This is a genomic window from Arthrobacter sp. StoSoilB20 (assembly GCF_019977295.1).
Classification (GTDB): domain Bacteria; phylum Actinomycetota; class Actinomycetes; order Actinomycetales; family Micrococcaceae; genus Arthrobacter; species Arthrobacter nicotinovorans_A.
The window spans coordinates 1,777,987-1,804,097 of sequence record NZ_AP024651.1; the positions used below are offsets into that span (position 1 = coordinate 1,777,987).

The window sequence follows — 26,111 nt, forward strand, 5'->3', positions numbered from 1 at the left end:
AACATGCATACCCAAGGGGGCCTGAAATCCGCGGATTTCAGGCCCCCTTGGGGTACCGTGGCACTTATGGCGACCCGTACTACCTCCACGCCACGAGGCAGCTCCAGCAGTAAATCCGGCGGCACAGGCCGGGGCGCAGCTGCATCCAAAAGCACTGCAGCCGCGGCCAGGAATGGTCGGGGAAGCACTGCCCGCACCAAGCAAGCAGCCGCCGTCGAGCCCCAGGCTCCGCTGCCCTTGCGCTTGCTTTCCGGATTTTGGCAGGGGATCGGCCATGTGGTCGGTGCCGGTGTCCGGCGCATCGGCTACGATGTCAGCGACCTCGATCCCGCGGACCGCCGCGACGGCGCAGCTTTGTTCAACCTGGTGTTGGGCATCGCGATTGCCACGTTCGCCTGGTGGGGGCTGACGGGCTGGCTTCCGGACGTTGTCTACAGCGTGGTCAACGGCACATTCGGTTGGATGACCCTGCTCCTGCCCTTCATGCTTTTTGTTTGTGCGTTCAGGTTGTTCCGGAAGCCCCAGGACGGCCGGGGCAACAACCGCGTGGGTATTGGGTTCATGGTCATGACCCTTGCCGGTTCGGGCCTGGCCCACGTCATTGGTGGCCTGCCCACGGTTGCTGACGGATTCGATGGCCTGCGCCGCGCAGGTGGCATGCTGGGATTCCTGGCCGCTGCGCCTTTGGCCGCCATCCACGCTTCAGTGCCGGTCATTCTCTACAGCCTCCTGGCCTTTGTTTCCTTCCTGATCGTCACCGCAACCCCCTTCGGAGCCATTCCTGCCCGCATCCGGGGCGCTTATGAGCACCTTATGGGCGTTGACCTTATGGACAACTCTGGCAAGGACGCCCACGATCGCAGCTATCTTTACGAAAACGACGCGCCTGCCAAGCCAAAGAAAAAGCGCATGCGCCTCTTCGGCAAGGACGAAGAACCCGACGCCGGCCTTGAGGGTTACGTCGGGGATGAAGCGTTTGAACACGCAATAGTCGACGACGACGAAACTCCCGCAGCGCCCGAACCCCGGGTCCCGCCGGGGGTGCGTCGCCCAACCCAGGCCGAGATCGCCGTCGGGAAGATCAAGGCGGCCCAAGGTCTGGGGGGCGTGCCGGGAATCGACAACCCCACCGAAGCCATTCCGGTGATCACCCCCGACATGACCGTGCCCGCCCCCACTGTGGCGCAGGTCCCCGCTAAGCCTGCGGGGGCACCCCTCCCGCAAACTCCGATTCCCCAACGCACGGAACAGCTGTCCCTGGCCGGGGATGTCACCTACACCCTGCCGGCGTCGGATTACCTGACACCGGGCTCCATTCCCAAGGAGCGCACGGAGGCCAATGACGCGGTCGTGGCCGCCCTGACGGACACTTTGACGCAGTTCAATGTAGACGCTGCAGTGACGGGCTTCAGCCGTGGCCCCACCGTGACCCGCTACGAGATCGAGTTGTCGCCCGGCACCAAGGTGGAGCGTGTAACGGCGCTGTCCAAGAACATTTCCTACGCTGTGGCTTCCAGTGATGTCCGCATACTGAGCCCCATTCCGGGTAAATCCGCCATTGGTATCGAAATTCCCAACACTGACCGCGAAACGGTTTCGCTGGGCGATGTGCTCCGGAGCCAGAACGCCCGCCGGACCGACCACCCCATGGTCATGGGTGTCGGCAAGGACGTTGAGGGCGGCTACGTGGTGGCGAACCTTGCCAAGATGCCCCACCTGTTGGTGGCCGGTGCTACGGGTGCCGGTAAGTCGAGCTTCGTGAACTCCATGATCACCTCCATCCTCATGCGCGCCACCCCGGATGAAGTGCGCATGGTCATGGTGGACCCCAAGCGTGTGGAGCTCACCGCTTATGAGGGCGTCCCGCACCTGATCACGCCCATCATCACCAACCCCAAAAAGGCCGCGGAAGCTTTGCAGTGGGTGGTCCGGGAGATGGACGCACGCTACGACGACCTCGCCAACTACGGGTTCAAGCACATTGATGATTTCAACAAGGCAGTCCGTGCGGGCAAAGTTGTGCCGCCGGTGGACTCCAAGCGCGTCATCAAGCCATATCCGTATTTGCTGGTGATCGTGGACGAGCTCGCAGACCTGATGATGGTGGCCCCGCGCGACGTCGAAGACTCGATCGTCCGCATCACCCAGCTCGCCCGCGCTGCCGGTATCCACCTGGTCCTGGCCACCCAGCGACCCTCAGTGGACGTGGTGACGGGCCTGATCAAGGCGAACGTCCCTTCCCGCATGGCCTTCGCGACCTCTTCGGTGACGGACTCCCGCGTTGTGCTGGACCAGCCTGGCGCCGAGAAACTCATTGGCCAAGGTGATGCGCTCTTCCTGCCGATGGGTGCCTCCAAGGCCATGCGTGTCCAGGGTGCCTGGGTGACCGAATCCGAAATCCACAAGGTGGTGGAGCACGTCAAGGGGCAGCTTCAGGCTGTGTACCGCGACGACGTTGCCGCCGAGGCCCCCAAGAAGCAGATCGACGACGACATTGGAGACGACCTCGAGGTCCTGCTGCAGGCCACCGAACTGGTGGTCACTACGCAGTTCGGCTCGACATCGATGCTGCAGCGCAAGCTGCGGGTAGGCTTCGCCAAGGCCGGGCGCCTGATGGACCTTCTCGAATCCCGCGGCGTAGTTGGCCCCTCCGAGGGTTCCAAAGCACGTGACGTCCTGGTCAAGCCCGATGATCTCGCGGCTGTCCTGGCTGCGATGAAGGGCCAGGAGTCGCCTGCTGCTCCCGACGCCCACACGGCTGCCTTGAGCGAGAACGCGAACTCGAACATCGCCGTCGGCGGCTATGCGGAGGACCTGGTGCAGGCGGACCTGGACAACCGGACACAGGCCATTGAGTATTATGACGGCGCTGACGGTCCCAATGACGAGGACGAGGACGGCGAAGACGCCTGGTCGCTCACCGGGCGCTAAGGGCAAAAAGCGGCAGCCCCAAAGACGGTAGCCTAGAGGGGTGACTACAGCCGAGGGTGATAACGCGACTTCCAGCAGCTCCGATGTCTGGAACCTGCCCAACATCCTCACGATGCTCCGCATCGTCCTCGTACCGTTTTTCGTCTGGTTCCTGCTGGCCGACAACGGCGAGTACGGACTTTGGCGCTGGGCAGCAGTGGTGGCCTTCGGTGTCGCAATCTACACGGACAAGCTCGACGGCGACATCGCCAGGGCGCGTGGCCTGATCACCAACTTCGGCAAGATCGCCGATCCCATTGCCGATAAATTGCTGATCGGCTCAGCCTTGGTTCTCCTGTCCATCCTGGGCGAGCTGCCGTGGTGGGTCACCATCCTGATCCTGGTCCGTGAGTGGGGGATCACCGCCCTGCGCTTCGTCGTTATCCGCTACGGTGTCATGCCGGCTTCCCGCGGTGGAAAACTGAAGACAGTGGTCCAAACCGTTGCGATATTCCTGTACATCCTCCCGCTGAAGGCGATTGCCCCTTGGCTGGGTGACGTAGCCTTCTGGGTCATGATGCTGGCGCTTGCCATCACGTTGTGGACCGGCGTCGAATATGTCATCCAGGCCCTCAAGCTGCGCGCCGCGGGCCGCCGGGCATGACGTCCGGCAATGCTGTCACCGGCGCAGCAGAGATCTCGACAGCGGTGGTCGCCGCGGCGATCGCCGCGAAGCAAACTGTGGCCACGGCGGAGTCGCTGACTGCCGGCATGGTGGCCGCGGCCCTGGCCAATACGCCGGGTGCCTCAGGGATGCTGCAAGGTGGCGTCGTGGCGTATCAAAACTCCGTCAAGGCCCGCGTGCTGGACGTCCCGCAGGAACTCCTTGCCGCCGTCGGCTCTGTTGACGGGAGTGTCGCAGAAGCGATGGCCGAGGGTGCCCGCCGGGCCTGCGATGCCACGATTGGTGTTTCCACCACCGGTGTTGCCGGACCGGATCCCCATGACGGTAAAGCCGTGGGGACAGTGTTCGTTGGAATCGCTACGGACGCCGGAACGGAAGCCTTCGAATTCAGCTTCACGGGGGACCGCCAGTCCGTCCGCGGGCAAGCGTGCGAGGCGGCCCTGGCGCGTCTGCTTGCTGCGGTGGAAGCGGTTGGTTACCGTTCGTAAAGTAGCCGGGAACAAAAACTGATTGCCAATAGTTGTGTCATTGTGTCGCTTCGGAAGAGCCGGGGCGCCTAGGATGTAAAAACCAACCCGGTCCGCCCACCAGCGAAACCGGAAGAACGAGGGAGCAAGGCGATACAGATGGTAAAGCAGCCCGTATCCGTAAACGGCGTTGTCCGCTGGAAGGATGTGGGCTTGGCTGATCAGGCACAGAGCGAACAGAAGGAGCGCAAAATGGTTGTACTACGCCACGAGATCGGTGATGTACTGCGCGATGTCCGCCAGCGTCAGGGCCGTACCCTCCGCGAGGTTTCGCACAGCGCACGCGTCTCACTTGGTTACTTGAGTGAAGTTGAACGCGGCCAGAAGGAGGCTTCTTCCGAGCTCCTGTCCTCTATCTGCACAGCCCTGGATGTTCCGTTGTCCCACATGCTCCGCGAAGTCAGCGACCGTGTGGCTGTTGCTGAGGGAGTTGCCGTACCGGACACCGTTCCGCAGGAGTTCTCCCAGCGCTACGGCCGCGATCTTGACCTCACGGACGACTTCCCGCAGGGAATGCTCTCCGGAGCCCGGTAACCGTTCCACCAGAATTGACGAGAAGGTCTCCAGCCAACGGCTGGGGACCTTCTTTGTGTTTCCAAAAGTGGTTTTTCCGGTGGGTTCCTTCTGCCGGTACGGGCACAAATGCGGATCAGGCGTCAGCAGGTCCGGTGGGTTCCGGGGCGCTGTCCGCTTCCCGCAAGGTGACGTCCTTGAGCACGCCGTCGCCGTAGATGGCGTTGAGGCGGCCCATGTAGTCCGCAAGTGTCTGGACATCCTCCAGCGGCCATTCGCCCAGGCGTTCCCTGAACACTTGGCGGCGCGCATCCTGGACCTGGTGCATCTTGTCCTCGCCCTTCTCGGTCAGGCGGATGGATTGTGCCCTCCCATCCTGGGGATCCGCTTCCTTGTAGACCAGCCCGACGCTTTCGAGGAAGGCGATCTGGCGGCTCACCGATGGCTTTCCAACGCCAATGCACGTCGCCAGGTCCGTCAGCCTGATGGGTCCTTCCCTCCGGATGACGGTCAACAGCCCGTAGGCGGCCGGTTCCATATCCGGGTGGACCTGGCGTGAGAGCTGGTGGGAGATGGACCGGGCGCGGCGCCAGAGCAGGCTCAGCTGGTGTTCCACCTGCTGGAGGGCGTCGTCCACGGCGTCGCCTGACACGGCCTGACCGGGCGTGCTCTGGAGAGGATTGCTCATGGCAACCATTCTAGAGTCCGGCTCCGTGAGAGACTCTATCCGTGAGGGCAAGTGACTTTTGGCGATTGATGGACGACGAATTCGGGCCAGGTTATTCCCGGGTCCTGGCCGGTTCCTTGGTACTTGCAGGTGTGGGTGGCAGGACTGCAGTTGAGGCGTTGGCCTTCGGATACCACCCCCGTGAGGTGTGGTTGGCCGTATGCGAAGTCCAGGATGTTCCCCCGGAACGCCGGCTTGGGCGGGACATCAAGCCTGCCTCCAGCTGACGGCTTACGGCTTACGGGCCGGGGGATCGCCGTTCCGGCTGCGGGACGCGGTGACACGCCGGGCCGTTGTTCGAATATCTGTTCGGATGGGGATATGCTCCTTTGAGAGGAAAATTGGTCCCGAAGGCCGTGTTTCCGAGCTTCCGGATTGCCCGGTTGTCCACATAGCCGGATTCGGCTCATAAAAATGTCAGAGCTCCGTAATAGCGTCTGACATGACAGGAAAGCGGCCTTTCGGGCCACTCCACAGCGAGAAAGCATCAGAGGTGTGAACCATGGCGGCAACCCCGGATCGTGAAAAGGCGCTCGAAGCAGCGCTTGCCCAGATCGACAAGCAGTTCGGCAAAGGCTCCATCATGCGCCTGGGTGATGACACCCGCGCTCCGATCGAGATCATTCCCACCGGCTCCATCGCCTTGGATGTCGCCCTTGGCATTGGCGGCCTGCCCCGCGGCCGCGTAGTTGAAATCTACGGTCCTGAATCCTCGGGTAAGACCACTGTTGCCCTGCACGCAGTTGCCAATGCGCAGCGTGCCGGCGGCATTGCGGCCTTCATTGACGCCGAACACGCCCTGGACCCCGATTATGCGGCCAAGCTCGGTGTTGACACGGACGCGCTGCTGGTCTCGCAGCCGGATACCGGTGAGCAGGCCTTGGAGATCATGGACATGCTGGTGGGCTCCGGCTCGCTGGACATCATCGTCATTGACTCCGTGGCAGCCCTGGTGCCCCGTGCGGAAATCGAAGGCGAGATGGGTGACTCCCACGTGGGTCTCCAGGCACGACTGATGAGCCAGGCACTGCGAAAGATCACCGGTCGGCTCAGCCAGACCAAGACCACCGCCATCTTCATCAACCAGCTTCGCGAAAAGATCGGCGTCTTCTTCGGCTCCCCGGAAACCACTACCGGTGGTAAAGCCCTGAAGTTCTATGCATCCGTGCGCATCGACGTTCGCCGTATCCAGACCCTGAAGGAGGGTGCGGATTCCGTCGGCAACCGGACCAAGGCAAAGATCGTCAAGAACAAGATGGCGCCGCCGTTCAAGATCGCTGAGTTCGACATCATCTACGGCCAGGGCATTTCCCGTGAGGGCGGCATCATTGACATGGGAGTCGAGCACGGAATCATCAAGAAGTCCGGCTCGTGGTTTACCTATGATGGCGACCAGCTTGGCCAGGGCATGGAGAACTCGCGTCGCTTCCTGCGGGACAACCCGGAGCTCGCCCAGGAGCTGGAGCGCCTGATCAAGGAAAAGCTTGGCGTGGGCGTCAAGCCGGAAGAAGACTCCCCAAAGCTGAAGGCCGTTGACGGTTAGAAGAGGGCCGGATCCGGAATCGTCCGTATCCGCCGATCCCGAGCCTGATCCCGAATCCGTGGCGCGCGCCATCGTCTTGAGGCAGTTGACGATGGCGCCGCGGAGCCGGCTTCAGCTTTCGCGCAAGCTCGCGGAACGCAATGTGCCCGAGGATGTGGCAGAGGCAGTTCTGGACCGGTTCGAAGAAGTCCAACTCATAGACGATGCTGAGTTCGCCCGGATGTGGGTTCGCAGTCGTTCCCAGGGCAAGAAGCTCGCCAAGGGCGCCATTCGACGGGAACTGGCGGACAAGGGAATCGAACTGGATGCGGCTGAAGAAGCCTTGTCCCAGCTCAGTGACCAGGAAGAGGAACTGGCTGCGCGGGAACTGGTTCAACGCAAACTTCGGCCCGGTGTGGACCTGAACGATAGGGCGGAGCGGGACAAGTACACCCGCCGTCTGGCGTCGATGCTCGCACGGAAGGGCTACGCGCCCTCCATGGCATTCAGGATCGTCGGTGAGGTGCTGGCAGAAGCCGGTACCCTTGAGTAGTGAGTTTGACCATTCCTTCCCCAACAGCTGCCACCATTCCTTCGGCTGAGCCCAGGACCTACCAGGTCCGGACGTTCGGCTGCCAGATGAACGTTCATGATTCAGAACGCATGGCGGGACTCCTGGAGGACGCAGGCTATGTCCCCGCCGAGGGCGAACTGGCCGACGTGGTGGTCTTCAACACCTGTGCCGTGCGGGAAAATGCGGACAACAAGCTCTACGGAAACCTCGGCCAGCTCCGGCAGGTCAAGGCGGAAAACCCCGGCATGCAGATTGCAGTTGGTGGTTGCCTGGCACAGAAGGACCGCGAAACCATCGTGAAGAAGGCGCCGTGGGTCGACGCCGTGTTCGGTACCCACAACGTCGGGGCCCTGCCCGCACTGTTGGACCGTGCCAGGCACAATAATGAAGCGCAACTTGAGATCCTCGAGTCCCTGGATGTCTTCCCGTCCACCCTTCCCACCAAGCGGGATTCGGTGTATTCAGGCTGGGTTTCCATCTCTGTGGGATGCAACAACACCTGCACCTTCTGCATTGTGCCCTCGCTCCGCGGCAAGGAAAAGGACCGCCGGCCGGGTGAGATCCTCGCAGAGATCCAGGCCCTTGTTGACGACGGCGCGGTGGAAGTGACCCTCCTGGGCCAAAACGTGAACTCGTACGGCGTGGAGTTCGGGGACCGCCAGGCTTTTTCAAAGCTCCTGCGGGCGTGCGGCGAAATCGAAGGTCTGGAGCGTGTCCGCTTCACCAGCCCCCACCCGGCAGCCTTCACCGATGACGTCATCGAAGCCATGGCCGAGACGCCCAATGTGATGCCCCAGCTGCACATGCCGCTGCAGTCCGGCTCTGACAAAGTACTCAAGGATATGCGCCGGTCCTACCGCTCCAGCAGGTTCCTGGGCATTCTTGACAAAGTCCGTGAGCTGATCCCCAATGCGGCCATCACCACGGACATCATTGTTGGATTCCCGGGTGAAACAGAGGACGACTTCCAGGCCACCTTGGACGTTGTGGAGAAATCCCGCTTCGCCTCCGCTTTCACCTTCCAATACTCCAAGCGGCCTGGGACCCCGGCCGCGGACTTGCCGGATCAGCTTCCCAAAGCCGTGGTCCAGGAACGATTCGAAAGGCTGACGGCCCTTCAGGACCGCATTGCAGCGGAGGAGAATGCCAAGCAGTTGGGCCAGACGGTCGAGGTCCTGGTGACGGCACAGTCCGGGCGCAAGGCCGGGGAAACCCACCGCTTGTCCGGCCGTTCCAAGGACCAGCGCCTGGTGCACTTCTCCGTGCCGGCCGGCGCAGAATCTCCGCGTCCCGGCGACTTCGTCACTGTCACCATCACGGAGGCCGCTTCCTTCCACCTCGTGGCTGATCCCGCCACGGCAGGGGACTACGTGTTGCGCCGCTCCCGTGCCGGTGATGCTTGGGATCGTTCCCAAGCTGACTCCTGCGGCGTCCCTGCCCCCGGCGCAGCCGGTAAGGCCGGCGTGTCATTGGGAATGCCGTCGTTGCCTGCCCGTCGCGCCTGACGCAGGATCCGGATCACGTGCCTGTTTCCTCAGAGGATGCTTCCCTGCCCGTCATAGCAGTGGTCGGCCCTACTGGTTCCGGTAAGTCGGACCTGGGCGTCGGTCTTGCCCTCGCCTTGGACGGCGAGGTCATCAACGCAGACGCCTTGCAGTTCTACCGAGGCATGGACATAGGCACGGCCAAAATCAGCGTGGACGAGCGCAGGGGAGTGCCCCACCACCTGCTGGACATCATGGACGTAACCCAGGAGGCAAGCGTCGCGGACTTCCAAGCGGATTGCCGGAGGGCCATCGCTGAAATCCGCTCGCGGGGAAAGCGCCCCATCCTGGTGGGAGGATCGGGTCTTTATGTCCGGGCCGCGCTGGACGTCCTGGAGTTCCCGGGTACAGATTCCGCTGTCCGTAAGGCCCTGGAAGAAGAATTTGACGCGGACGGCCTCGCACCGCTGCGTGCCCGGCTCGAGCACGTAGATCCCGTCTCGGCTGCCCGTCTGGGGGATGCGCGCCGGGTGATCCGTGCCCTTGAAGTACACCAGCTCACCGGACGGCCTTTCAGTTCATTCATGCCCCAGCGTCAGTACTTCCAGCCGGCCCTGCAGATCGGGTTGTCCGTGGACAGGGAGGTGCTGAGGGAGCGGTTGGCGTTGCGGGTCCACCGGATGGTGGACGCCGGCCTTCTGGAGGAGGTTGAACGGCTCGATGCTGCCGGCCTCAGGAAAGGCAGGACAGCCTCCCGCGCACTGGGGTACTCACAGTTCCTGAATGTTTTGGACAACCGGGCCGACGTTGCCACAGCTGCGGAGGAGACCATTGTTGCCACGAGGCAGTTTGCCCGGCGTCAGCTCACCTGGTTCAGGGCTGACCCCCGCATCACCTGGTTCGACTGGCACGACCCTGAACTTCTCAGCAAGGCGGTGGCTGCGGCCGGGGAGCAGCCCGCGTAATTTCGGGCCCTACCTGCGCGGCAGGTAGCCTAGTGCCATGGACGAAACCTCCGCAATTCCCGCCTCGCAGCCTGTAACTGCCTTTGGCTCCGTGACCGCCTCCAGCCTTGCGGGGCTGCCGTTTTCCAAGGGGCATGGAACCGGCAACGACTTCGTCCTTATTGCCGACCCCGGCGACGCCCACGAGATCACTCCGGAACAGGTTGCGCAGTTGTGCGACCGGCATATTGGCATCGGTGGTGACGGCCTCATCCGTGCCGTGCCGTCACGGTTCCTCCCCGAGGGCAGGATCCTCCTGGAACAGGATCCGGACGCCGAGTGGTTCATGGACTACCGCAACGGCGACGGTTCCCTCTCGGAGATGTGCGGAAATGGCGTGCGCGTGTTCGTCCACTTCCTCATTGCCGAGAAACTGGTTGACCTTGGTCCGGGTGAAACCCTGACCATCGGCACCAGGGGAGGAATCAAGAAAGTGGTCCGTACGGCCAACGGATACGCCGTAGACATGGGTCCATGGGAGTTTATCTTCCCCCAGGAGGCCACCAGCAAGGCCATGGACGCCTTGGTCAGCGCGGACGGCCTGGAAGTGGCACGTCCCGGCCTTTCGGTCAGCATGGGCAATCCCCATACCGTGGTTGCCTTGGCGGAACTCAAAGAGTTGTCGGCAACGCAATTGTTCAAGGCCCCGGTGGTGGATCCCAAGCCTGCCAACGGTACCAACGTTGAATTCGTGGTTCCGGCCGAGCCCTTGGTTGAGGATGGGGTCGGTACCATCACCATGCGCGTCCATGAACGCGGCGTAGGGGAGACGCAATCCTGCGGTACCGGCGCTTGTGCCGCGGCCGTCGCGATCCGTCACTGGGCCGGTAACACCGCGCCAAACGATTGGCACGTGATGGTGCCCGGCGGCGTCGTGGACGTCAAGTTCTTCCCCGGCGCCGGCGGGCGCGAGCATGTAGAGCTCAGCGGTCCGGCAGTCATTGTGGCTACTGGGACGCTTTCCTGACACGTATGATCCGGAACGACTTGGACGTGCTCTCGCGGGTCACTGTGTAGCCCGCATCCAGTTCGCCGGCCAGCCATCGTTGGAGGGAGTCCGAGCCAAGGTTCTTTTGGACCACCAGCCAGGCATTTCCTCCCGGGGCCAGCCGGGGCAACCATGTCAGCAGCAGGGTGTGGAGTTCGTCTTTGCCGATGCGGATGGGCGGGTTGGACCAGATGGTGTCGAACTCGACGGCGGGGTCCACCTCGTGCGGCAGGCTGGCCTTTACGTTGGCCAAGCCAAGGGCTGCCGCGTTCTCGTTGGTCAAGGTGACGCAGCGTTCGTTGACGTCCACTGCATGTACTTTGGCATGCGGTGCCATCAGCCCCAGTGTCAGTGCGATGGGACCCCAGCCGCAACCTATGTCCAACAGGTTTCCCTGCGGCGACGGCGGCGGAACTTCCGAGAAGAGGATCGCTGTGCCCTTGTCCACTCCGTCCGGGCTGAAGATGCCCGAGGAGGTCTGCAGGTGGCGCGTGGCCCCAGCGAGTTCAACAGTCAAAGGCTTCCTGGTGAACGGTCCGGCTGGCTGGGCGGTGAAATAGTGTGCAGACTCCATAATTTGCCAGATTAGTTGGCTGGCGGCGCCATGGGAAACTGCGGCTCCCAACGGATGATTTGACATCGGATGATAATGTTGAATGCATGTTCTTGATCTTCGAGTAATTTCGATCAGTAGGCCGAAACCCGTCTGAATTTTCAGGCGTTGTACGGCACAGCCCGCGATGCAGGCCGGTCCTTGGCATTGAGCCAAGCCACGGTCTTTCCGCCAGGCAGCTCCTACGGCACAGTCTGTTGGCCCATCAGGGCCATGGACGCATCGAAGATCACACCCTTCCGTCAGACCACTGAACCGCCGGCTTTTGGTAGCTCGGCAGGTCAGCTGACCAGTGCAATCTTGAGATGGCCAGGAACCACCGAGCGGATCCCACCATGCCAGATCACAGCAGCTGCTGCCCTTTCACAGGCAGCAGGCCAGCACAGGAGGCCCTCTTTGGCCCAAGCCCGTCAGCCCAGCGCGAATAGCGCCCCATCAAACAACAAACAGCACTATTCTGGAATTGCCGAACAGTCTAAGGAGACCATGACCACCCAGAAGCACTCCGGATCCGATTCCGACGCCCAGGACATGAGTCCTGAACAAATCCAGGCCGTGATCGACCGGATTCTTTCCAAGGATGTACCTGCGCAGGCATCCGATGACAACGATGCCAGCGGGGTTTTCGGCAAGGCGCAAGCCATCTCCACCCTTGACCAGGAACACAGCATCTACGACGGCGACCAGGAAGACCTGGCAGAGCGCCGGGCCCTGCGCCGTACTGCCGGACTTTCAACGGAACTCGAAGATGTCACCGAAGTCGAATACCGGCAGTTGCGCCTTGAACGCGTTGTCCTTGCCGGCTTGTGGACCGAGGGCACTCTTGCAGATGCCGAGAACTCCCTGCGGGAGTTGGCTGCCCTGGCTGAGACGGCCGGTTCGGAAGTCCTCGATGGCTTGGTGCAGCGGCGCATGAAGCCCGACCCGGGCACCTTCCTGGGGTCAGGCAAGGCCCAGGAACTGAAGGACATCGTTGCCGCCACGGGCGCCGATACCGTCGTGGTTGACACCGAATTGGCGCCTTCCCAGCGCCGCGGACTTGAGGACATTGTCAAAGTCAAGGTTGTCGACCGGACCACTCTGATCCTGGACATCTTCGCCCAGCACGCAAAGAGCCGTGAGGGCAAGGCCCAGGTTGAGCTTGCGCAGCTCGAGTACCTCCTGCCGCGCCTGCGTGGTTGGGGCGACTCGATGTCCCGCCAGGCCGGTGGCCAGGTGGGCGGAGCCGGCGCCGGAATGGGTTCACGTGGTCCGGGCGAAACCAAGATCGAACTGGATCGCCGCAGGATCCGCACGCGCATGGCCAAGCTTCGCCGTGAAATCGCTGCCATGAAGCCGGCGCGTGAGACCAAGCGGGCCAACCGCCGTCGTAATGCCGTTCCTTCTGTCGCGATCGCCGGTTACACGAACGCTGGAAAGTCCTCGCTCCTGAACCGCCTCACTGATGCCGGTGTCCTGGTGGAGAACGCCCTGTTCGCCACCTTGGATCCCACTGTCCGTAAGGCCCAGACTCCGGATGGCATCGGCTACACGCTTGCTGACACCGTGGGGTTTGTACGTTCACTGCCCACGCAGCTGATCGAGGCTTTCCGTTCCACCCTGGAGGAAGTGGCCGACGCAGATTTGATCCTGCATGTGGTGGATGCCTCGCATCCTGATCCGGAGGGCCAGATCGCTGCCGTCCGCTCCGTTTTCACGGAGGTCGACGCCCGCAAGGTGCCCGAGATCATTGTCCTGAACAAGGTTGACGTTGCGGATCCCTTCGTCGTGGAGCGGCTCAAGCAGAAGGAACCCCGGCACGCCGTGGTTTCGACCCGTACGGGCCAGGGCATCGCCGAGTTGTTGGAAGACATCAGCCAATCCATTCCCCGGCCTGGAGTTCGGCTGGAACTGCTCATTCCCTACGATCGCGGCGAAATGATCAGTAAACTGCACAGCTCCGACTCGGAGATCCTGACCTTGGAGCACGAGGAAAACGGGACCCGCGTAGTTGTCATGGTCCGCGAAGGCCTGGCAGCCGAACTGGAGCCGTTCGTCACTAATGGTTGAGAACGTGGCGGCGGACGCCGCTGAGTCATTGGGGGAGAAAACCACCCTCGAGTTGTTGGACCGGGCTGTTGCCGGCATGGGTGGTCAGAGCCGTGCCGGCCAGCACGAGATGGCCAAACACGTTGCCAGGGCCATTGAAACCGGGGAGCACCTGCTGGTTCAGGCGGGAACGGGCACAGGTAAGTCGTTGGCGTACCTGATCCCGTTGATCGCGCATTCAATGGACAGCGCCAAACCGACTCTGGTGTCCACCGCCACCTTGGCACTCCAAACCCAGATTGTGGGCCGTGACCTGCCGCGGCTGCTGGAGAACATTACCCCCGCCCTTGAACGGCCAGTCAAGGTGGCTTTGGTCAAGGGCAGGGCCAACTATGTCTGCCGGCAAAAACTTGAAGGCGGGTTCCCCAGTGAGGAGCCTTCCGAAGGGCAGCTCTTTTCTTTGGGCGAGGACACCAGCGTCCCGCACTTTGCTGCATCCATGGGTGGGCCGCAATCCCAGTTGGGCAAGGAAGTGGTCCGGCTCCGGGAATGGGCGGAGAAGACCGCTACAGGCGATCGTGATGAGCTCATGCCCGGCGTCACGGACCGTGCCTGGAGACAGGTCTCTGTGACCTCCATGGAGTGCCTCGGTGCGCAGAAGTGTCCACTGGCCGAAGAGTGCTTCAGCGAGCTGGCGCGCTCACGGGCCGGTGAGGCCGACGTCGTGGTTACCAACCACGCCATGCTGGCCGTCAGCGCCTTTGAGGGGCTCGCTGTGCTGCCTGAGTATGACGTCGTGGTGGTTGACGAGGCGCACGAACTGCAGGACCGCGTCACCGGCGCGGTCTCCGGCCAGCTGTCCGTGGCGATGGTCCACGCAGCGGCGTCAAGTGCCCGCAAGCACACCGCCATTACGGTGGACGCGCTCAATGCCGCGGCCGATCGCCTGGACATGGCCATAGCGGGCGTTCCCAATGGACTTCTGCCCAGCGGACTCAACGACGAACAGCTCGATTGCCTGGATCAGTTGCGCGAAGCCACGCGCGCGGCGTTGTCGGATTCGAAGACCGACTCTTCAAACGCGGTCGACGGCGGCCGGCAACTGGCCCGCTCACGGCTCATGCTCATCCTGGAGCTGTGTGAGCGCATGCTGGCCGCCAAGGAGAACCGGGAAGTCGTATGGTTCTCGCGGAACAGCACCTTTGACCCCAGCCAGGGGTACTCCCAACCCGACGAGACCGCCCCTGCGCTTATCAACATCGCTCCGTTGAGCGTTGCAGGCAGGTTGAGGGAAGGCTTGTTTGCGGGCCACACGGTGGTGCTCACCTCCGCGACGCTGGCCATCGGTTCGGCTTTTGAGCCGGCAGCCGGAGGCCTGGGGTTGATCGGCGATGGTGCACCGAGCTGGACGGGGATCGACGTCGGATCACCCTTCGACTACCCCAAACAAGGGGTGTTGTACGTGGCCAAGCACCTGCCCAAGCCAGGCCGCGGAACCTCACCTGATGCCCTGGATGAGTTGGAAGACCTCATCCGTGCCTCCGGCGGGGGAGCGTTGTGCCTTTTCTCCTCGCGCCGGGCCGCCGAGGAAGCTGCCGATGCCATGCGGCTCCGACTGGATGTCAATATCCTCTGCCAGGGCGAATCCACCATGGCAGCCTTGGTCAAGCAGTTTGCCGATGAACCCGATACCTGCCTCTTCGGCACGATGTCCTTGTGGCAGGGCGTGGATGTCCCGGGTGGTTCATGCCGCCTGGTGGTCATTGACCGCATTCCCTTCCCGCGGCCCGATGACCCCCTGATGACTGCCCGCTCACGCGCTGTGGCGCAGTCCGGCGGGAACGGTTTCATGGCCGTGTCAGCTACTCATGCCGCTATCCGCCTGGCTCAAGGAGCAGGCCGGCTTATCCGGTCCACCGGCGACAAAGGGGTTGTGGCTGTTCTGGACTCCAGGCTCTCGACGGAGCGCTACGGAGGCTTCCTCCGGGCTGCACTGCCGCCCTTCTGGGCTACGACGGACCGCGCAGTGGTTCGGGGCGTGCTGGAGCGTTTGGGCTCCGCCAAGGCCTCCTAGAGGGAGCGCAGGACCGATACGACCTTGCCCATGATGGTGGCCTGGTCGCCCAAAATGGGTTCGTACTGGGTGTTCTGGGGAAGAAGCCACGTATGGCCGTCGCGCTGGCGGAAGGTTTTGACGGTTGCTTCGTCGTCCAGGAGGGCGGCGACGATGTCTCCATTAATGGCGTCGTTCTGCCGGCGGACCACAACCCAGTCGCCGTCGCAGATAGCAGCGTCGATCATTGAATCGCCGGCCACCTTCAGCATGAACAGCTCGCCATGCCCGACGAGCTGCCGGGGCAGGGGAAGCACGTCCTCCACAGTCTGGTCAGCCAAAATGGGGCCGCCGGCAGCAATGCGGCCAACCAAGGGCACCATGGCAGTATCGCTGGCGCTGGCAAGCTCCGTCACGGCAAAGCCACCCGTGCTGCGCAGAGTTGCCGGCGCTTCCACTCCCGGGATGGGTCCGCCATCGAGGGTAAGGGGCATCAGGACTTCCATGGCCCTGGGACGTTTGGGATCGCGGCGGAGATAACCAAGTTTTTCCAGCTGGGAGAGCTGGTGAGTCACGCTCGACAGGCTCGCGAGCCCTACAGTGTCCCCGATCTCGCGCATGCTGGGCGGATACCCGTTGTCGTTGACTGATCGCTGGATGGTTTCCAGGATCTTCTTCTGCCGGACGGTCAGGCTTTTGGGACTCTTTAGAGGCTGCTGGCTCCGCAGGGGTGCCCCGCCGCCGGTGGCTTTCGCTGCCATGTTCGCCAATGCCTTTCATTCCGCCCGGAGTGTGCCCGGGGACGAAGGGGTCTGCCAAAAATGTCAGACCCTCCTGTTCCACTGAAACAGTGCTGTTTCTTCACTCAAACGTAGGGCAGCCACAGGCGTTTATCAAACATTTGTTCTAGCGAGTCTCGACACCGTTCGTTGATAAGTGCTAAAAATGTCATAGCAAGGTTCGAACATGTGTTCTATAAACCTGCTGTTGGGGCCCGATGTTCGAACGGAGTGTTCGAACAGAGTGTTCGAACGAAGTGTTCGGACAAGCCGTGACGCGCAGGGGAACACCAAAGAATTGGCAGCCATGTACCGGGATCCGGGGCACGGCAATAGCTCAGAAGGGCTCAGCTCATGTCCGCAATCACTACGTTCGCTGATTTCCGTACCACCCAGGCGCCGACGCGCCTGCGTCTGACCCGACGAGGACGGATCGTCTTCTTCGGCATCCCTGCGATGCTGCTGGTGGCTGCGCTGCTGAGCCTTGCTGGTTTCATCACCTCTCCTGCAAAGGCATCTGATTCGCAGGCGCAACTTCGGCCACCTGTTGCGGTAACGGTAACGGTCCAGCCGGGTCAGTCACTGTGGGGCATCGCCGGGGCTGCCGCTCCTGAGCGGGATCCGCGCGATGTCATCGCCGAGATCATCCAGTTGAACGACCTCCGCGGTGGCCGCATCCAGCCTGGCCAGCAGCTGTTTGTACCCGCCAGCTAGCCAATTCCGTCCCGGCACCCGCCGGGGTTCGGCGTCACAGTTAGTGGCCAGTCCACCCAGCCCCTTAAACTGGGGTGGTGAGTGACCAGCTTGAGCGACTTGACCGACTACCCCTCCGGACCAACCTGCGTGGACTGAGCCCCTATGGCGCGCCGCAGCTTGATGTTCCCATTTTGCTCAACGTCAACGAAAACACCCATGGAGTCCCTGCGGATGTTCAGGCGGCCATCACGGAAGCTGTAGCTGCTGCCGCCACCGGGCTCAACCGCTACCCGGACAGGGAGTTCACTGAACTCCGGGAATCGTTGGCCGAATACCTTGGCCACGGTCTCACTCCCGGCAATATCTGGGCAGCCAACGGTTCCAATGAGGTGTTGCAGCAGATCCTCCAGGCATTTGGCGGACCTGGCCGGAAGGCGCTGGGATTCCCGCCCACGTACTCCATGTACCCGTTGCTGGCCAGCGGCACGGATACAGAGTACGTCCAGGGGGTCCGGGCCGAGGACTATGGGCTCGATGCAGCTTCGGCTGCCGCCCAGGTCCGTGAAACAGGAGCCAACATTGTGTTCCTCTGCTCTCCCAACAATCCAACCGGCACAGGGCTGGGCCTTGATGTCGTTGAGGCTGTTTACGACGCCGGCGAAGCCAGCCGGGCCATAGTGATTGTTGATGAGGCGTACCACGAGTTCGCGCACGACAATACGCCGAGCGCACTGACCCTGCTGCCTGGACGCGAGCGTTTGATCGTTTCCCGCACCATGAGCAAGGCGTTTGCCCTTGCGGGCGCCCGGCTGGGTTACATGGCCGCGGCGCCGGAGGTCACGGATGCCATCAGGCTGGTCCGCCTCCCGTACCACCTCTCGGCTGTCACGCAGGCGACCGCCCTCGCCGCGCTTAATCACCGCGAAGCCCTCATGGCCGACGTCGAGGACATTAAGATCCAACGCGACCGGATTGTGACCGAACTCCTGCGCATGGGCTTGAAGCCTGCAGCGTCGGACTCCAACTACGTTTTCTTCGGTGGGCTCGAGAACCCGCATGCGATCTGGCAGGGCCTGCTTGATGCGGGCGTCCTGATCCGCGACGTCGGCATTCCCGGCCACTTGCGGGTTACGGCCGGAACAGAGCCGGAAACCACGGCGTTCCTCCAGGCGCTGGAAGCGCTGTTGGACGGCCAGGGGTCACAGCCCGCCTAAACTTGTATGTTGAACCCATCCACTCTTCGTGTATAAGGACATCCCAATGAGCGAAACCGGCGCCACGCCGTCCGCTGCCCGCACCGCGCGCATGGAGCGCACCACCAGCGAATCCTCAGTCCTGGTGGAGATCAACCTGGATGGGACCGGTGTCTCGGACATCAGCACCTCTGTGCCGTTTTATGACCACATGCTCACGGCACTGTGCAAGCACTCGCTGATTGACATGACCGTCAAAGCCACCGGCGATACCCACATCGATGCCCACCACACGGTGGAAGATGTGGCCATCACGTTCGGTGAGGTACTGCGCACAGCCCTGGGTAACAAGGCCGGGATCCGCCGCTTCGGCGAAGCCACCGTTCCTTTGGATGAAGCCCTGGCGCACGCCGTGGTGGACGTCTCGGGCCGGCCGTACCTGGTTCACGGCGGAGAACCTGCCGGCCAGGAGTACCACTTGATTGGTGGTCACTTCACCGGTTCGTTGACCCGCCACGTTTTTGAGGCCATTACGCTGCACGCAGGGATTTGCCTGCACATGAACGTTCTCGCCGGCCGCGATCCCCACCACATCGTGGAAGCCCAGTTCAAAGCCTTTGCCCGGGCGCTCCGTGCCGCGGTGGAATCCGATCCCAGGGTCGAGGGCATTCCCTCCACGAAGGGGGCGTTGTGAGCGGTCAGGTACTCAAGGACGGGGCAGTGGCCGACACCATCGCTTCGGTCAAGCCCACGTCGCCGGAAGGCAAGCCCACTGTCACGGTGCTCGACTACGGTTCCGGCAACGTTCGTTCGGCTGTCAGGGCCTTGGAACGTGCCGGGGCTCATGTCGTGCTCAGTTCCAAACCCGAAGACGTACTCAATGCCGACGGCCTGGTGGTCCCCGGTGTCGGCGCCTTCGAAACCGTCATGAAGGAACTCAAAGCAGTAGACGGCATCCGCATGATCGGTCGCCGGGTTGCCGGTGGGCGCCCGGTACTTGCCATTTGCGTTGGTTTGCAGGTCCTTTTCGAAGCCGGGGTGGAACACGGCACCGAATCCGAAGGCATGGCCGAGTGGCCGGGCAAGGTGGAACTCCTGCCGGCACCCGTTGTCCCGCACATGGGCTGGAACACCGTGGATGTCCCGGAAGGTTCCAGGCTTTTTGCCGGCGTCGAGGACGAGCGTTTCTATTTCGTGCACTCGTACGGTGTGCAGGAGTGGAATTTCGATGTTGTCCAACCGCGCATGGCTCCGCCCAAGGTGACATGGTCAGAGCACGGCGCACGCTTCATTGCCGCCGTCGAAAATGGCCCGTTGTGCGCAACGCAGTTCCACCCGGAGAAGTCCGGCGATGCCGGTGCGCGCCTGCTGAGGAACTGGGTGGACGGCCTGAAAAAGCCGGCAATTCCAGCGGCCGAAGCCAGCGGAAGCGGTGCCGCCTAGATGTGGTCTGTTGTCCTCATGGGCCTCGCCGGCGTGCTGGTGGGAGGCGGCATTTCCTTCCACCAGCAGAAGAAACCGCGCTGGGTTTCCATTGCCTTTTACGCGCTGGCAGGGATGTCCCTGCTGGCCGCCTACCTCTTGACGCTGCCCGGTAACTGAACCGGGCATCAACCAGACCGCGTCGAACCTCGAACTCCAAGGACCCACATGACCACCTCCGCCCAGCCCGTTCTGGAACTCCTGCCCGCCGTCGACATCGTTGACGGCCAGGCGGTCCGCCTCCTCCAAGGGGAGGCCGGCTCGGAAACCAGCTACGGAACACCTCTGGAAGCAGCCCTGAACTGGCAGAATGCCGGCGCTGAATGGGTTCACATGGTTGACCTCGATGCCGCTTTCGGCCGTGGCAACAACGCCGGCCTCATCAGTGAGGTGGTGAAGCAGCTGAACGTGAAGGTGGAACTGTCCGGAGGATTGCGTGATGACGAGTCGTTGGACCGCGCCCTTGAACTGGGCGTCGCACGCGTGAATCTTGGCACGGCAGCGCTGGAGAACCCGGAATGGACCCGCAGGGCCATCGACCGCTTTGGTGACAAGATCGCCGTCGGACTCGATGTCCGCGGTACCACCCTGGCCGGGCGCGGCTGGACCAAGGAGGGTGGCGACCTTTGGGAGGTCCTGGCCCGCCTCGAGGATGCCGGCTGCGCACGTTATGTAGTCACGGACGTCACCAAAGACGGAACCTTGCAGGGGCCCAATGTGGAACTGCTGCGTCAAATGGTGGAGAAGACCGGCAAGCCCGTTGTGGCCTCCGGTGGGATTTCCAGCCTTGAGGACCTCAGGGTGCTGCGTGAACTGGTGCCGCTGGGCGTTGAGGGCGCGATTGTGGGCAAGGCTCTGTACGCCGGTGCCTTCACGCTGCCCGAGGCCCTGGACGTTGCCGGTCGTCGCTGATGCCCCACGACGCCGGACACCGGCAAGGTAACCAGGCAGGTTCCGGAAGCCGGCACTTGCCAGGCCACATTGCTGCCGCATTGGCCGGTGCCGGGGGAGCAACCGACTCGGCCGGGCAGCCGTGGGCGGGCAGGAGCCTTAGTGGGGACGATGCCAGGATCCACAACTTTGAGGACGACGACGGAACGGCCGACGCCGGCTACCTCACCGCCATCGCCTCGCTGATCCAAGGTGCCGGTACCGAGGCCGACGTTGTTGCCTCGCTGGCGACTGCACGGGTATTCGTTCCGGTCGTTGCGCAGTTGGCTGAGGAAGCTGAGGGCGTCGAGGGGCTGCATGCCGACAAGCAGGCTGATATGGCGTTGGTCACACTCAAGGCGCCCGACGGTCGCAAGGCGATGCCCGTGTTCACTTCTGCTGCTGCACTGGAAGCCTGGCACGGCGAAGCCCGTCCCGTGGCGGTTTATGCGGCTCGCGCTGCGCTATCAGCAGTCTCTGAAGGCGCGCAGTTGCTTGTTGTGGATCCCGGCTCGGACTTCACGTTCGTGGTCCGGCGCCCTGCCCTGTGGGCCCTCGCCCAGCAGCGGGACTGGACGCCGTCATACCTTGATGATCAACTGGAGTCTGCTCTCGCTTCAACAGTGTCAACTTTCCGGACGGTCCGCCGGCTCCAGACGCAACCCGGCGCAGGCGTAGCGTCGTTGACAGCCGATGGCCGCACCGTGTCCGGCGGCGGCTCCGGTCCGGAGTTGCGCGTGGTGCTCTATCTCGAAGATGGCCTCGATGCGGTGGCTGTCCAAGCGCTGGTTGCCCAACTTAACGAGGCATGGGCGCGGATGGATTCCTTCGCAGAGGGCGTTGACTCCATTGAAGTGAAATTGCAGCGTGCAGCACAGGAGCCTGGGCCGCACTAACGGCAGCCGGTTCCCCGGCCTGCCCCGGGGGAACAAGAGGTTTTAGCCAGTGAATTTCGCTCTCTACAAAGAGATGCTGTCCATCCGCCCTGTCCGGCGCTTGCTGGTGGTGGGCATGATCGCGCGTATTCCGCACTCTGCAGCAGGCGTTCTGCTGACCTTGCACATCGTCTTGACTTTGAACCAGGGATACGCCGCCGCGGGCGCGGCCGCCGCTGTCATGACCATCGGCATTGCCGTGGGCGCGCCGTGGCGGGGCCGAAGGGTTGACACGGTGGGCCTGAGGAAGGCCCTGATTCCTTCCGTGGTCTCCGAGACCGTGATCTGGTCCATCGTCCCGCACGTTTCCTACGAGTGGCTTCTGCCATTGGTTTTTGTCGGCGGGCTCTTTACCCTGCCGATCTTCAGTGTTGTGCGTCAGTCGTTGGGCGTCATGGTTGAGGGGGAGCAGCGCCGGTCTGCCTTCGCCCTGGATTCCATTGCCACGGAACTTGTCTTCATGATTGGACCTGCCGTTGGCGCCATTGTGGCCACGGCCGGTTTCTCGGCGATCGGTCTGACAGCGGTAGGCATCTCGGTGTCGGTGGCTGGCTTGTTCCTCATGTGGTTCAACCCGCCGACTCGAAGTGAAACCGCCTGCACTCCGGAGGAGTCCGCGGACCGTGCTGCGGCGGACCTCGCTGCCGCGGAGGCGGCGATGGTGGCTTCCGCGCCGGCGCACGTTCAGGAAGCGGCCTCCGAGATGACGTCTCCAACGTCGCGCAGTGCAGCGCTCAAAAGCCGGGTTGCCAGGAATTTCACCTGGTTCACTGCCTCCGTGGCTGCGCTTTTCGCGGTGGCGGCGGGATCGGGCATGGTGCTCAGTGGCTCGGATGTCAGCATCGTTGGCCTGTTGGAACGTGGCGGGCATGAGAACCAGATCGGCATCGTGTTCTTTTTCTGGTGCGCATCATCGGTGGTCGGCGGGCTGATTTACGGCTCCATGAAGCGTTCCATTTCGCCCATGCTGCTCCTGTTGGGAATGGCCGCACTGACCATTCCCATGGGCTTTGCCCAGGACACCTGGACGTTGGCCTTCCTGTCGCTCTTGCCGGGCCTGCTCTGCGCGCCCGTCCTGTCCGCGTCCTCGGAAAAGGTGGCCGACCTCGTCGATGAGGAACGCCGTGGCGAGGCCATGGGCTGGTATGGCTCTGCCCTCACGGCAGGCGTCGCCCTTGGCGCTCCTTTGGCCGGCGTCTTCATCGACACGGTTGGTCCTTCCGCCGGCTTTGCGGCCATCGGTTCGGCAGGTGTCCTGCTCTGCGTCGCGGGTCTGCTCCTGACCTCCTTGCGCCGCCGGGCCGCCCGCGTCTAATCGCATCAACTGCGGTCCAAACGGACAAACCGGAAGAACCGGAAGAACCGGAAGAACCGGGCGAACCAGACAGCTGACAAAGCCGGACAAGCAGGGAACGCACGACGGCGGGTCGACCACATGTGGTCGACCCGCCGTCGTTGATTCCTGGGGGAGTTGGGGGCTAGTTAACCGGTCCGGTGAACTTCTCACCCGGGCCCTTGCCCGGGGCGTCCGGGATGAGCGAGGCTTCGCGGAATGCCAATTGCAGTGAGCGAAGGCCGTCGCGCAACGGACCAGCGTGCTGGGACCCGATCTCCGGGGCAGCCGCCGACACGAGGCCGGCCAGGGCTGTGATCAGCTTGCGGGCTTCGTCGAGGTCCTTGAGGTCCTCTGCGTTGGGGCCGTCCGCCAGGCCTACCTTCACCGCAGCTGCGCTCATCAAGTGAACGGCGCCAGTGGTGATGACTTCCACGGCCGGTACTTCAGCGATGTCGCGGATCTGCTGGGAAACACCGGAATCGGTGGCAGGCGCGGCGTCTTCGCTGTAGGAGTTGCGGGAATTGCTGTCTTCAGTGCTCATACTGGTAAGCTTGTCACAGACCGACTGGAAGTCGTTATTCATGGCCAGAAGTTCAGGGCCAACATCAGCAGTAATGGTCCCGCCGCGTGCAATGTGCACTTGGCGGGTTGTTTCTGTAGAATTGTCTTTCAGTTTGCAAGCGGAGTTCTCTCCCACCCGCGTCAGCCGTTTCCCTTCAGGGACATGATCCCTTCGGGGACAAGAGGTTGCCGGGTACCTGGTCGGACACTTGGGTGGCACAGCCACCCGAAGTGCGTACTCCCTGTAGGGGCAGTGCAGCCGATCTTCGAGGCCTTCGATTGCGCCAGCAATTGGGGGCCTTCTCTATTTGCCGGTGAACTCACCACAACCACAGGAGCTTTAACATTAGCGAGCCAAGAATCAATGAGCGTATCCGCGTCCCCGAGGTGCGGTTGGTCGGCCCTGCCGGCGAACAGGTAGGAATTGTCCGCATCGAGGACGCCCTGCGTCTTGCTGCCGAATCCGATCTCGATCTCGTTGAAGTTGCCCCGCAGGCTAAGCCTCCTGTTTGCAAGTTGATGGACTTCGGCAAGTACAAGTACGAGGCTGCAGTCAAGGCCCGCGAAGCCCGCAAGAACCAGACCAACACGGTTCTGAAGGAAATTCGCTTCCGCCTCAAGATCGACAAGCACGACTACGAAACCAAGCGCGGTCACGCCCTTCGGTTCCTCGGTGCAGGTGACAAGGTCAAGGCCATGATCCAGTTCCGTGGCCGTGAGCAGCAGCGTCCCGAGATGGGCATCCGCCTTCTCCAGAAGTTTGCCGAAGATGTTGCCGAGGTTGGCATCGTAGAGTCCAGCCCGCGCATCGATGGCCGCAACATGGTCATGGTGATCGGTCCGCTGAAGAACAAGGCCGAAGCCAAGGCAGAAGCCCGCCGCGCGGCACAGCGTGCAGAAGCCAAGGCCCAGAACGAGGCCAAGGCTTCCGGACGCGTGGACACCGACGGTGACCAGGCTCCGCTGACCCAGAGCTTGGGCGACCTTCTTCCGGCCGGCCTGCTGGTTGGCGAAGAGGAGACCACGCAGGAAACTCCCGAGGCTCCTGAGGTTGAAGCAGCCGAAGTCCAAGAGGCTCCGGTTGTTGAAGAAGCCCCGGCAGCGGAAGAGGCAACGCCAGCCGAGGAAGCTCCTGTTGCAGAGGAAGCTCCGGCACCCGTTGTTGAAGAAGCACCCGTAGTCAAGGAAGCTCCGGCTCCCAAGGCTGAACCGGCCAAGGCTGAACCGGCCAAGGCAGCACCTGCAAAGGCTACTCCGGCCCAAAAGGCTCCGGCTGAGAAGGCTCCGGCAGCGAAGGCTGCCCCGGTTGAAACTCCGAAGCCTGTGGTCCCGGCCGCTCCGAAGCCTGCAGTTCCTGCGGCTCCGAAGCCCATGGCCAAGCCGGCAGCTCCCAAGCCGGCAGCTCGGCCCGCGGCCCCCAAGGCCGCGCCGAAGCCTGCGTCACGCAAGACCAACTAGTTCAACGCCGCGGAGGCCCCGCCTCCACCGGCAAGCAACCAGCACGCCGGCCCTCGCGGGCCGGCTGCGCGAAAGAATCGCGGACTCGTCCGTGGATACGTAAGGAGATCGGTTCCCATGCCGAAGATGAAGACCCACAGCGGTGCTAAGAAGCGCTTCAAGCTGACCGGTACCGGCAAGCTGAAGCGCCAGCAGGCCAACCGCCGTCACTACCTGGAGCACAAGTCCTCCAGGCTGACCCGTCGCCTCGCCGGCGACAAGCTCGTCTTCAAGGGCGATGCCAAGGTCATCAAGAAGATGCTCGGCGTCTAAGTTCCAAGTTCTTTGGTTACTGCCATCCGGCAGTGGCCGACTACACCAAAAGCCTTCTCAGGCCGGCCGGGTTTCCGGCAGTAGCAGCTTGGGATAAAGATTTCTGAAGGAGTACGCACGTGGCACGTGTGAAGCGGGCGGTAAACGCCCACAAGAAGCGCCGGGTTGTCCTCGAACGCGCCAAGGGTTACCGCGGTCAGCGTTCGCGCCTGTACCGCAAGGCCAAAGAGCAGCTGCTGCACTCGTTTGTGTACAGCTACGGTGACCGCCGTAAGAAGAAGGGTGACTTCCGTCGCCTCTGGATCCAGCGTATCAACGCTGCATCCCGCGCCAACGGCCTCACCTACAACCGTCTCATCCAGGGCCTGAAGGCCGCTGAGGTTGAGGTTGACCGCCGTATGCTGGCCGAGCTGGCCGTCTCTGACGCCAACGCTTTCGCCGCTCTGGTGAACGTTGCAAAGGCTGCACTTCCGGCTGACACGTCCGCTCCGGCCGCCAAGGCCGAGGCTGCTCCGAAGGCTGCAAAGGTTGCTCCGGCTGCTGCGACGGCAACGGCCGTCAAGGCTGTCGTTTCCGAGAAGCCGGCCATCGATGGCGCAGTTGCCGCTGATGGCGACGAGGCTCCGGAAGGCTACGCCATCAAGGGCAACGCCGAGTCCAAGAAGTACCACGTTCCGGGTTCCACCTGGTACAACACCACCGCTGCTGAATACTGGTTCTCCACCGTTGAGGCTGCAAAGGCTGCCGGCTTCGAGCCTGCAGGTGGCGAAGCACGCCAGCAGATCAAGAACTAGTCGCAAC

The 26,111-nt window shown here is 62.7% G+C and carries 27 protein-coding genes; 23 read left to right on the plus strand and 4 right to left on the minus strand.

The window, feature by feature from the left end; translation table 11 throughout:
* The first annotated feature begins 66 nt into the window (after window positions 1–66).
* From LDN85_RS08020 to LDN85_RS08035, 4 genes are all read left to right on the plus strand, one after another.
* Window positions 67–2,931 carry a DNA translocase FtsK gene (locus LDN85_RS08020; protein WP_223945074.1) on the plus strand — a complete coding sequence of 955 codons (2,865 nt, stop codon included), beginning with the start codon at window positions 67–69 and terminating at the stop codon, window positions 2,929–2,931.
* A gap of 40 nt (window positions 2,932–2,971) precedes the next feature.
* Complete coding sequence (pgsA, locus tag LDN85_RS08025) at window positions 2,972–3,574, plus strand: CDP-diacylglycerol--glycerol-3-phosphate 3-phosphatidyltransferase (protein ID WP_026541567.1); 603 nt, start codon at window positions 2,972–2,974, stop codon at window positions 3,572–3,574.
* On the plus strand, window positions 3,571–4,083 hold the full coding sequence (locus LDN85_RS08030; protein WP_223945075.1) for a nicotinamide-nucleotide amidohydrolase family protein: 513 nt from the start codon (window positions 3,571–3,573) through the stop codon (window positions 4,081–4,083). The genes pgsA and LDN85_RS08030 overlap by 4 nt, the downstream gene beginning before the upstream one ends.
* Window positions 4,084–4,221: 138 nt before the next feature.
* Window positions 4,222–4,656: a helix-turn-helix transcriptional regulator gene (locus LDN85_RS08035; protein ID WP_014921288.1), complete on the plus strand. Its 435-nt coding sequence runs from the start codon at window positions 4,222–4,224 to the stop codon at window positions 4,654–4,656.
* Between the two features lie 115 nt (window positions 4,657–4,771).
* On the opposite strand, the gene LDN85_RS08040 is transcribed toward LDN85_RS08035, so the two are convergent.
* The gene (locus LDN85_RS08040) at window positions 4,772–5,323 is read right to left on the minus strand and encodes a MarR family transcriptional regulator (RefSeq protein WP_223945076.1); all 552 of its coding nucleotides are present in this window, start codon (window positions 5,321–5,323) and stop codon (window positions 4,772–4,774) included.
* 68 nt (window positions 5,324–5,391) lie between these two features.
* Here LDN85_RS08040 and LDN85_RS08045 point away from each other — a divergent pair, with 68 nt between their 5' ends.
* The 6 genes from LDN85_RS08045 (at window position 5,392) to dapF (ending at window position 10,913) form a co-directional block, all read left to right on the plus strand.
* The gene (locus LDN85_RS08045) at window positions 5,392–5,589 is read left to right on the plus strand and encodes a DUF3046 domain-containing protein (protein ID WP_263422094.1); all 198 of its coding nucleotides are present in this window, start codon (window positions 5,392–5,394) and stop codon (window positions 5,587–5,589) included.
* 275 nt (window positions 5,590–5,864) lie between these two features.
* On the plus strand, window positions 5,865–6,905 hold the full coding sequence (gene recA / locus LDN85_RS08050; protein WP_026541571.1) for a recombinase RecA: 1,041 nt from the start codon (window positions 5,865–5,867) through the stop codon (window positions 6,903–6,905).
* A complete protein-coding gene (locus LDN85_RS08055; protein ID WP_223945078.1) occupies window positions 6,895–7,437 on the plus strand; it encodes a regulatory protein RecX in 543 nt (180 codons plus the stop codon). Before recA ends, LDN85_RS08055 begins: the two co-directional genes overlap by 11 nt.
* Window positions 7,437–8,963 (plus strand): tRNA (N6-isopentenyl adenosine(37)-C2)-methylthiotransferase MiaB, encoded by a 1,527-nt coding sequence (gene miaB, locus LDN85_RS08060; RefSeq protein ID WP_091550566.1) that lies wholly within the window; start codon window positions 7,437–7,439, stop codon window positions 8,961–8,963. The genes LDN85_RS08055 and miaB overlap by 1 nt, the downstream gene beginning before the upstream one ends.
* Window positions 8,964–8,980: 17 nt before the next feature.
* The gene (miaA, locus tag LDN85_RS08065; protein WP_223945079.1) at window positions 8,981–9,907 is read left to right on the plus strand and encodes a tRNA (adenosine(37)-N6)-dimethylallyltransferase MiaA; all 927 of its coding nucleotides are present in this window, start codon (window positions 8,981–8,983) and stop codon (window positions 9,905–9,907) included.
* 37 nt (window positions 9,908–9,944) lie between these two features.
* The gene (dapF, locus tag LDN85_RS08070; RefSeq protein WP_026541575.1) at window positions 9,945–10,913 is read left to right on the plus strand and encodes a diaminopimelate epimerase; all 969 of its coding nucleotides are present in this window, start codon (window positions 9,945–9,947) and stop codon (window positions 10,911–10,913) included.
* Here dapF and LDN85_RS08075 read toward each other — a convergent pair.
* Window positions 10,894–11,508, minus strand: coding sequence for a methyltransferase (locus LDN85_RS08075; RefSeq protein WP_026547335.1), 615 nt, complete (start codon window positions 11,506–11,508; stop codon window positions 10,894–10,896). The genes dapF and LDN85_RS08075 overlap by 20 nt on opposite strands.
* Before the next feature lie 525 nt (window positions 11,509–12,033).
* On the opposite strand from LDN85_RS08075, the gene hflX reads away from it, so the two are divergent.
* Together hflX and LDN85_RS08085 are read left to right on the plus strand one after the other, a co-directional pair.
* Entirely contained in the window at window positions 12,034–13,596 is a 1,563-nt protein-coding gene (hflX, locus tag LDN85_RS08080) for a GTPase HflX (RefSeq protein WP_026541577.1), read from the plus strand.
* Window positions 13,589–15,649, plus strand: coding sequence for an ATP-dependent DNA helicase (locus LDN85_RS08085; RefSeq protein ID WP_223945080.1), 2,061 nt, complete (start codon window positions 13,589–13,591; stop codon window positions 15,647–15,649). The genes hflX and LDN85_RS08085 overlap by 8 nt, the downstream gene beginning before the upstream one ends.
* Here LDN85_RS08085 and lexA read toward each other — a convergent pair.
* The gene (lexA, locus tag LDN85_RS08090; RefSeq protein ID WP_223945081.1) at window positions 15,646–16,389 is read right to left on the minus strand and encodes a transcriptional repressor LexA; all 744 of its coding nucleotides are present in this window, start codon (window positions 16,387–16,389) and stop codon (window positions 15,646–15,648) included. The genes LDN85_RS08085 and lexA overlap by 4 nt on opposite strands.
* Window positions 16,390–16,761: 372 nt before the next feature.
* Here lexA and LDN85_RS08095 point away from each other — a divergent pair, with 372 nt between their 5' ends.
* The 8 genes from LDN85_RS08095 to LDN85_RS08130 all read left to right on the plus strand — a co-directional run bounded on the left by LDN85_RS08095 (window position 16,762) and on the right by LDN85_RS08130 (window position 22,958).
* Window positions 16,762–17,121, plus strand: a complete 360-nt coding sequence (locus LDN85_RS08095; RefSeq protein WP_026541580.1) for a LysM peptidoglycan-binding domain-containing protein — start codon at window positions 16,762–16,764, stop codon at window positions 17,119–17,121.
* A 77-nt stretch (window positions 17,122–17,198) separates the two neighbouring features.
* Window positions 17,199–18,317: a histidinol-phosphate transaminase gene (locus tag LDN85_RS08100; RefSeq protein WP_223945082.1), complete on the plus strand. Its 1,119-nt coding sequence runs from the start codon at window positions 17,199–17,201 to the stop codon at window positions 18,315–18,317.
* 46 nt (window positions 18,318–18,363) lie between these two features.
* On the plus strand, window positions 18,364–18,990 hold the full coding sequence (gene hisB, locus LDN85_RS08105) for an imidazoleglycerol-phosphate dehydratase HisB (RefSeq protein WP_026541582.1): 627 nt from the start codon (window positions 18,364–18,366) through the stop codon (window positions 18,988–18,990).
* Complete coding sequence (gene hisH / locus LDN85_RS08110) at window positions 18,987–19,739, plus strand: imidazole glycerol phosphate synthase subunit HisH (RefSeq protein ID WP_223945083.1); 753 nt, start codon at window positions 18,987–18,989, stop codon at window positions 19,737–19,739. Before hisB ends, hisH begins: the two co-directional genes overlap by 4 nt.
* Complete coding sequence (locus LDN85_RS08115) at window positions 19,740–19,898, plus strand: hypothetical protein (RefSeq protein ID WP_167332884.1); 159 nt, start codon at window positions 19,740–19,742, stop codon at window positions 19,896–19,898.
* 48 nt (window positions 19,899–19,946) lie between these two features.
* Window positions 19,947–20,690, plus strand: coding sequence for a bifunctional 1-(5-phosphoribosyl)-5-((5-phosphoribosylamino)methylideneamino)imidazole-4-carboxamide isomerase/phosphoribosylanthranilate isomerase PriA (gene priA / locus LDN85_RS08120; protein WP_026541584.1), 744 nt, complete (start codon window positions 19,947–19,949; stop codon window positions 20,688–20,690).
* Window positions 20,690–21,604, plus strand: a complete 915-nt coding sequence (locus LDN85_RS08125; RefSeq protein WP_026541585.1) for an SseB family protein — start codon at window positions 20,690–20,692, stop codon at window positions 21,602–21,604. Before priA ends, LDN85_RS08125 begins: the two co-directional genes overlap by 1 nt.
* 49 nt (window positions 21,605–21,653) lie before the next feature.
* A complete protein-coding gene (locus LDN85_RS08130; protein WP_026541586.1) occupies window positions 21,654–22,958 on the plus strand; it encodes an MFS transporter in 1,305 nt (434 codons plus the stop codon).
* Window positions 22,959–23,121: 163 nt separating this feature from the next.
* Here LDN85_RS08130 and LDN85_RS08135 read toward each other — a convergent pair whose 3' ends face one another.
* On the minus strand, window positions 23,122–23,520 hold the full coding sequence (locus LDN85_RS08135) for a DUF1844 domain-containing protein (RefSeq protein WP_223945084.1): 399 nt from the start codon (window positions 23,518–23,520) through the stop codon (window positions 23,122–23,124).
* Between the two features lie 407 nt (window positions 23,521–23,927).
* On the opposite strand from LDN85_RS08135, the gene infC reads away from it, so the two are divergent.
* From infC to rplT, 3 genes are all read left to right on the plus strand, one after another.
* Complete coding sequence (gene infC, locus LDN85_RS08140) at window positions 23,928–24,998, plus strand: translation initiation factor IF-3 (protein WP_263422082.1); 1,071 nt, start codon at window positions 23,928–23,930, stop codon at window positions 24,996–24,998.
* A 117-nt stretch (window positions 24,999–25,115) separates the two neighbouring features.
* On the plus strand, window positions 25,116–25,310 hold the full coding sequence (gene rpmI / locus LDN85_RS08145; RefSeq protein WP_011774324.1) for a 50S ribosomal protein L35: 195 nt from the start codon (window positions 25,116–25,118) through the stop codon (window positions 25,308–25,310).
* A 119-nt stretch (window positions 25,311–25,429) separates the two neighbouring features.
* Window positions 25,430–26,104 carry a 50S ribosomal protein L20 gene (rplT, locus tag LDN85_RS08150; RefSeq protein ID WP_026547339.1) on the plus strand — a complete coding sequence of 225 codons (675 nt, stop codon included), beginning with the start codon at window positions 25,430–25,432 and terminating at the stop codon, window positions 26,102–26,104.
* The last annotated feature ends 7 nt before the right edge of the window (window positions 26,105–26,111 follow it).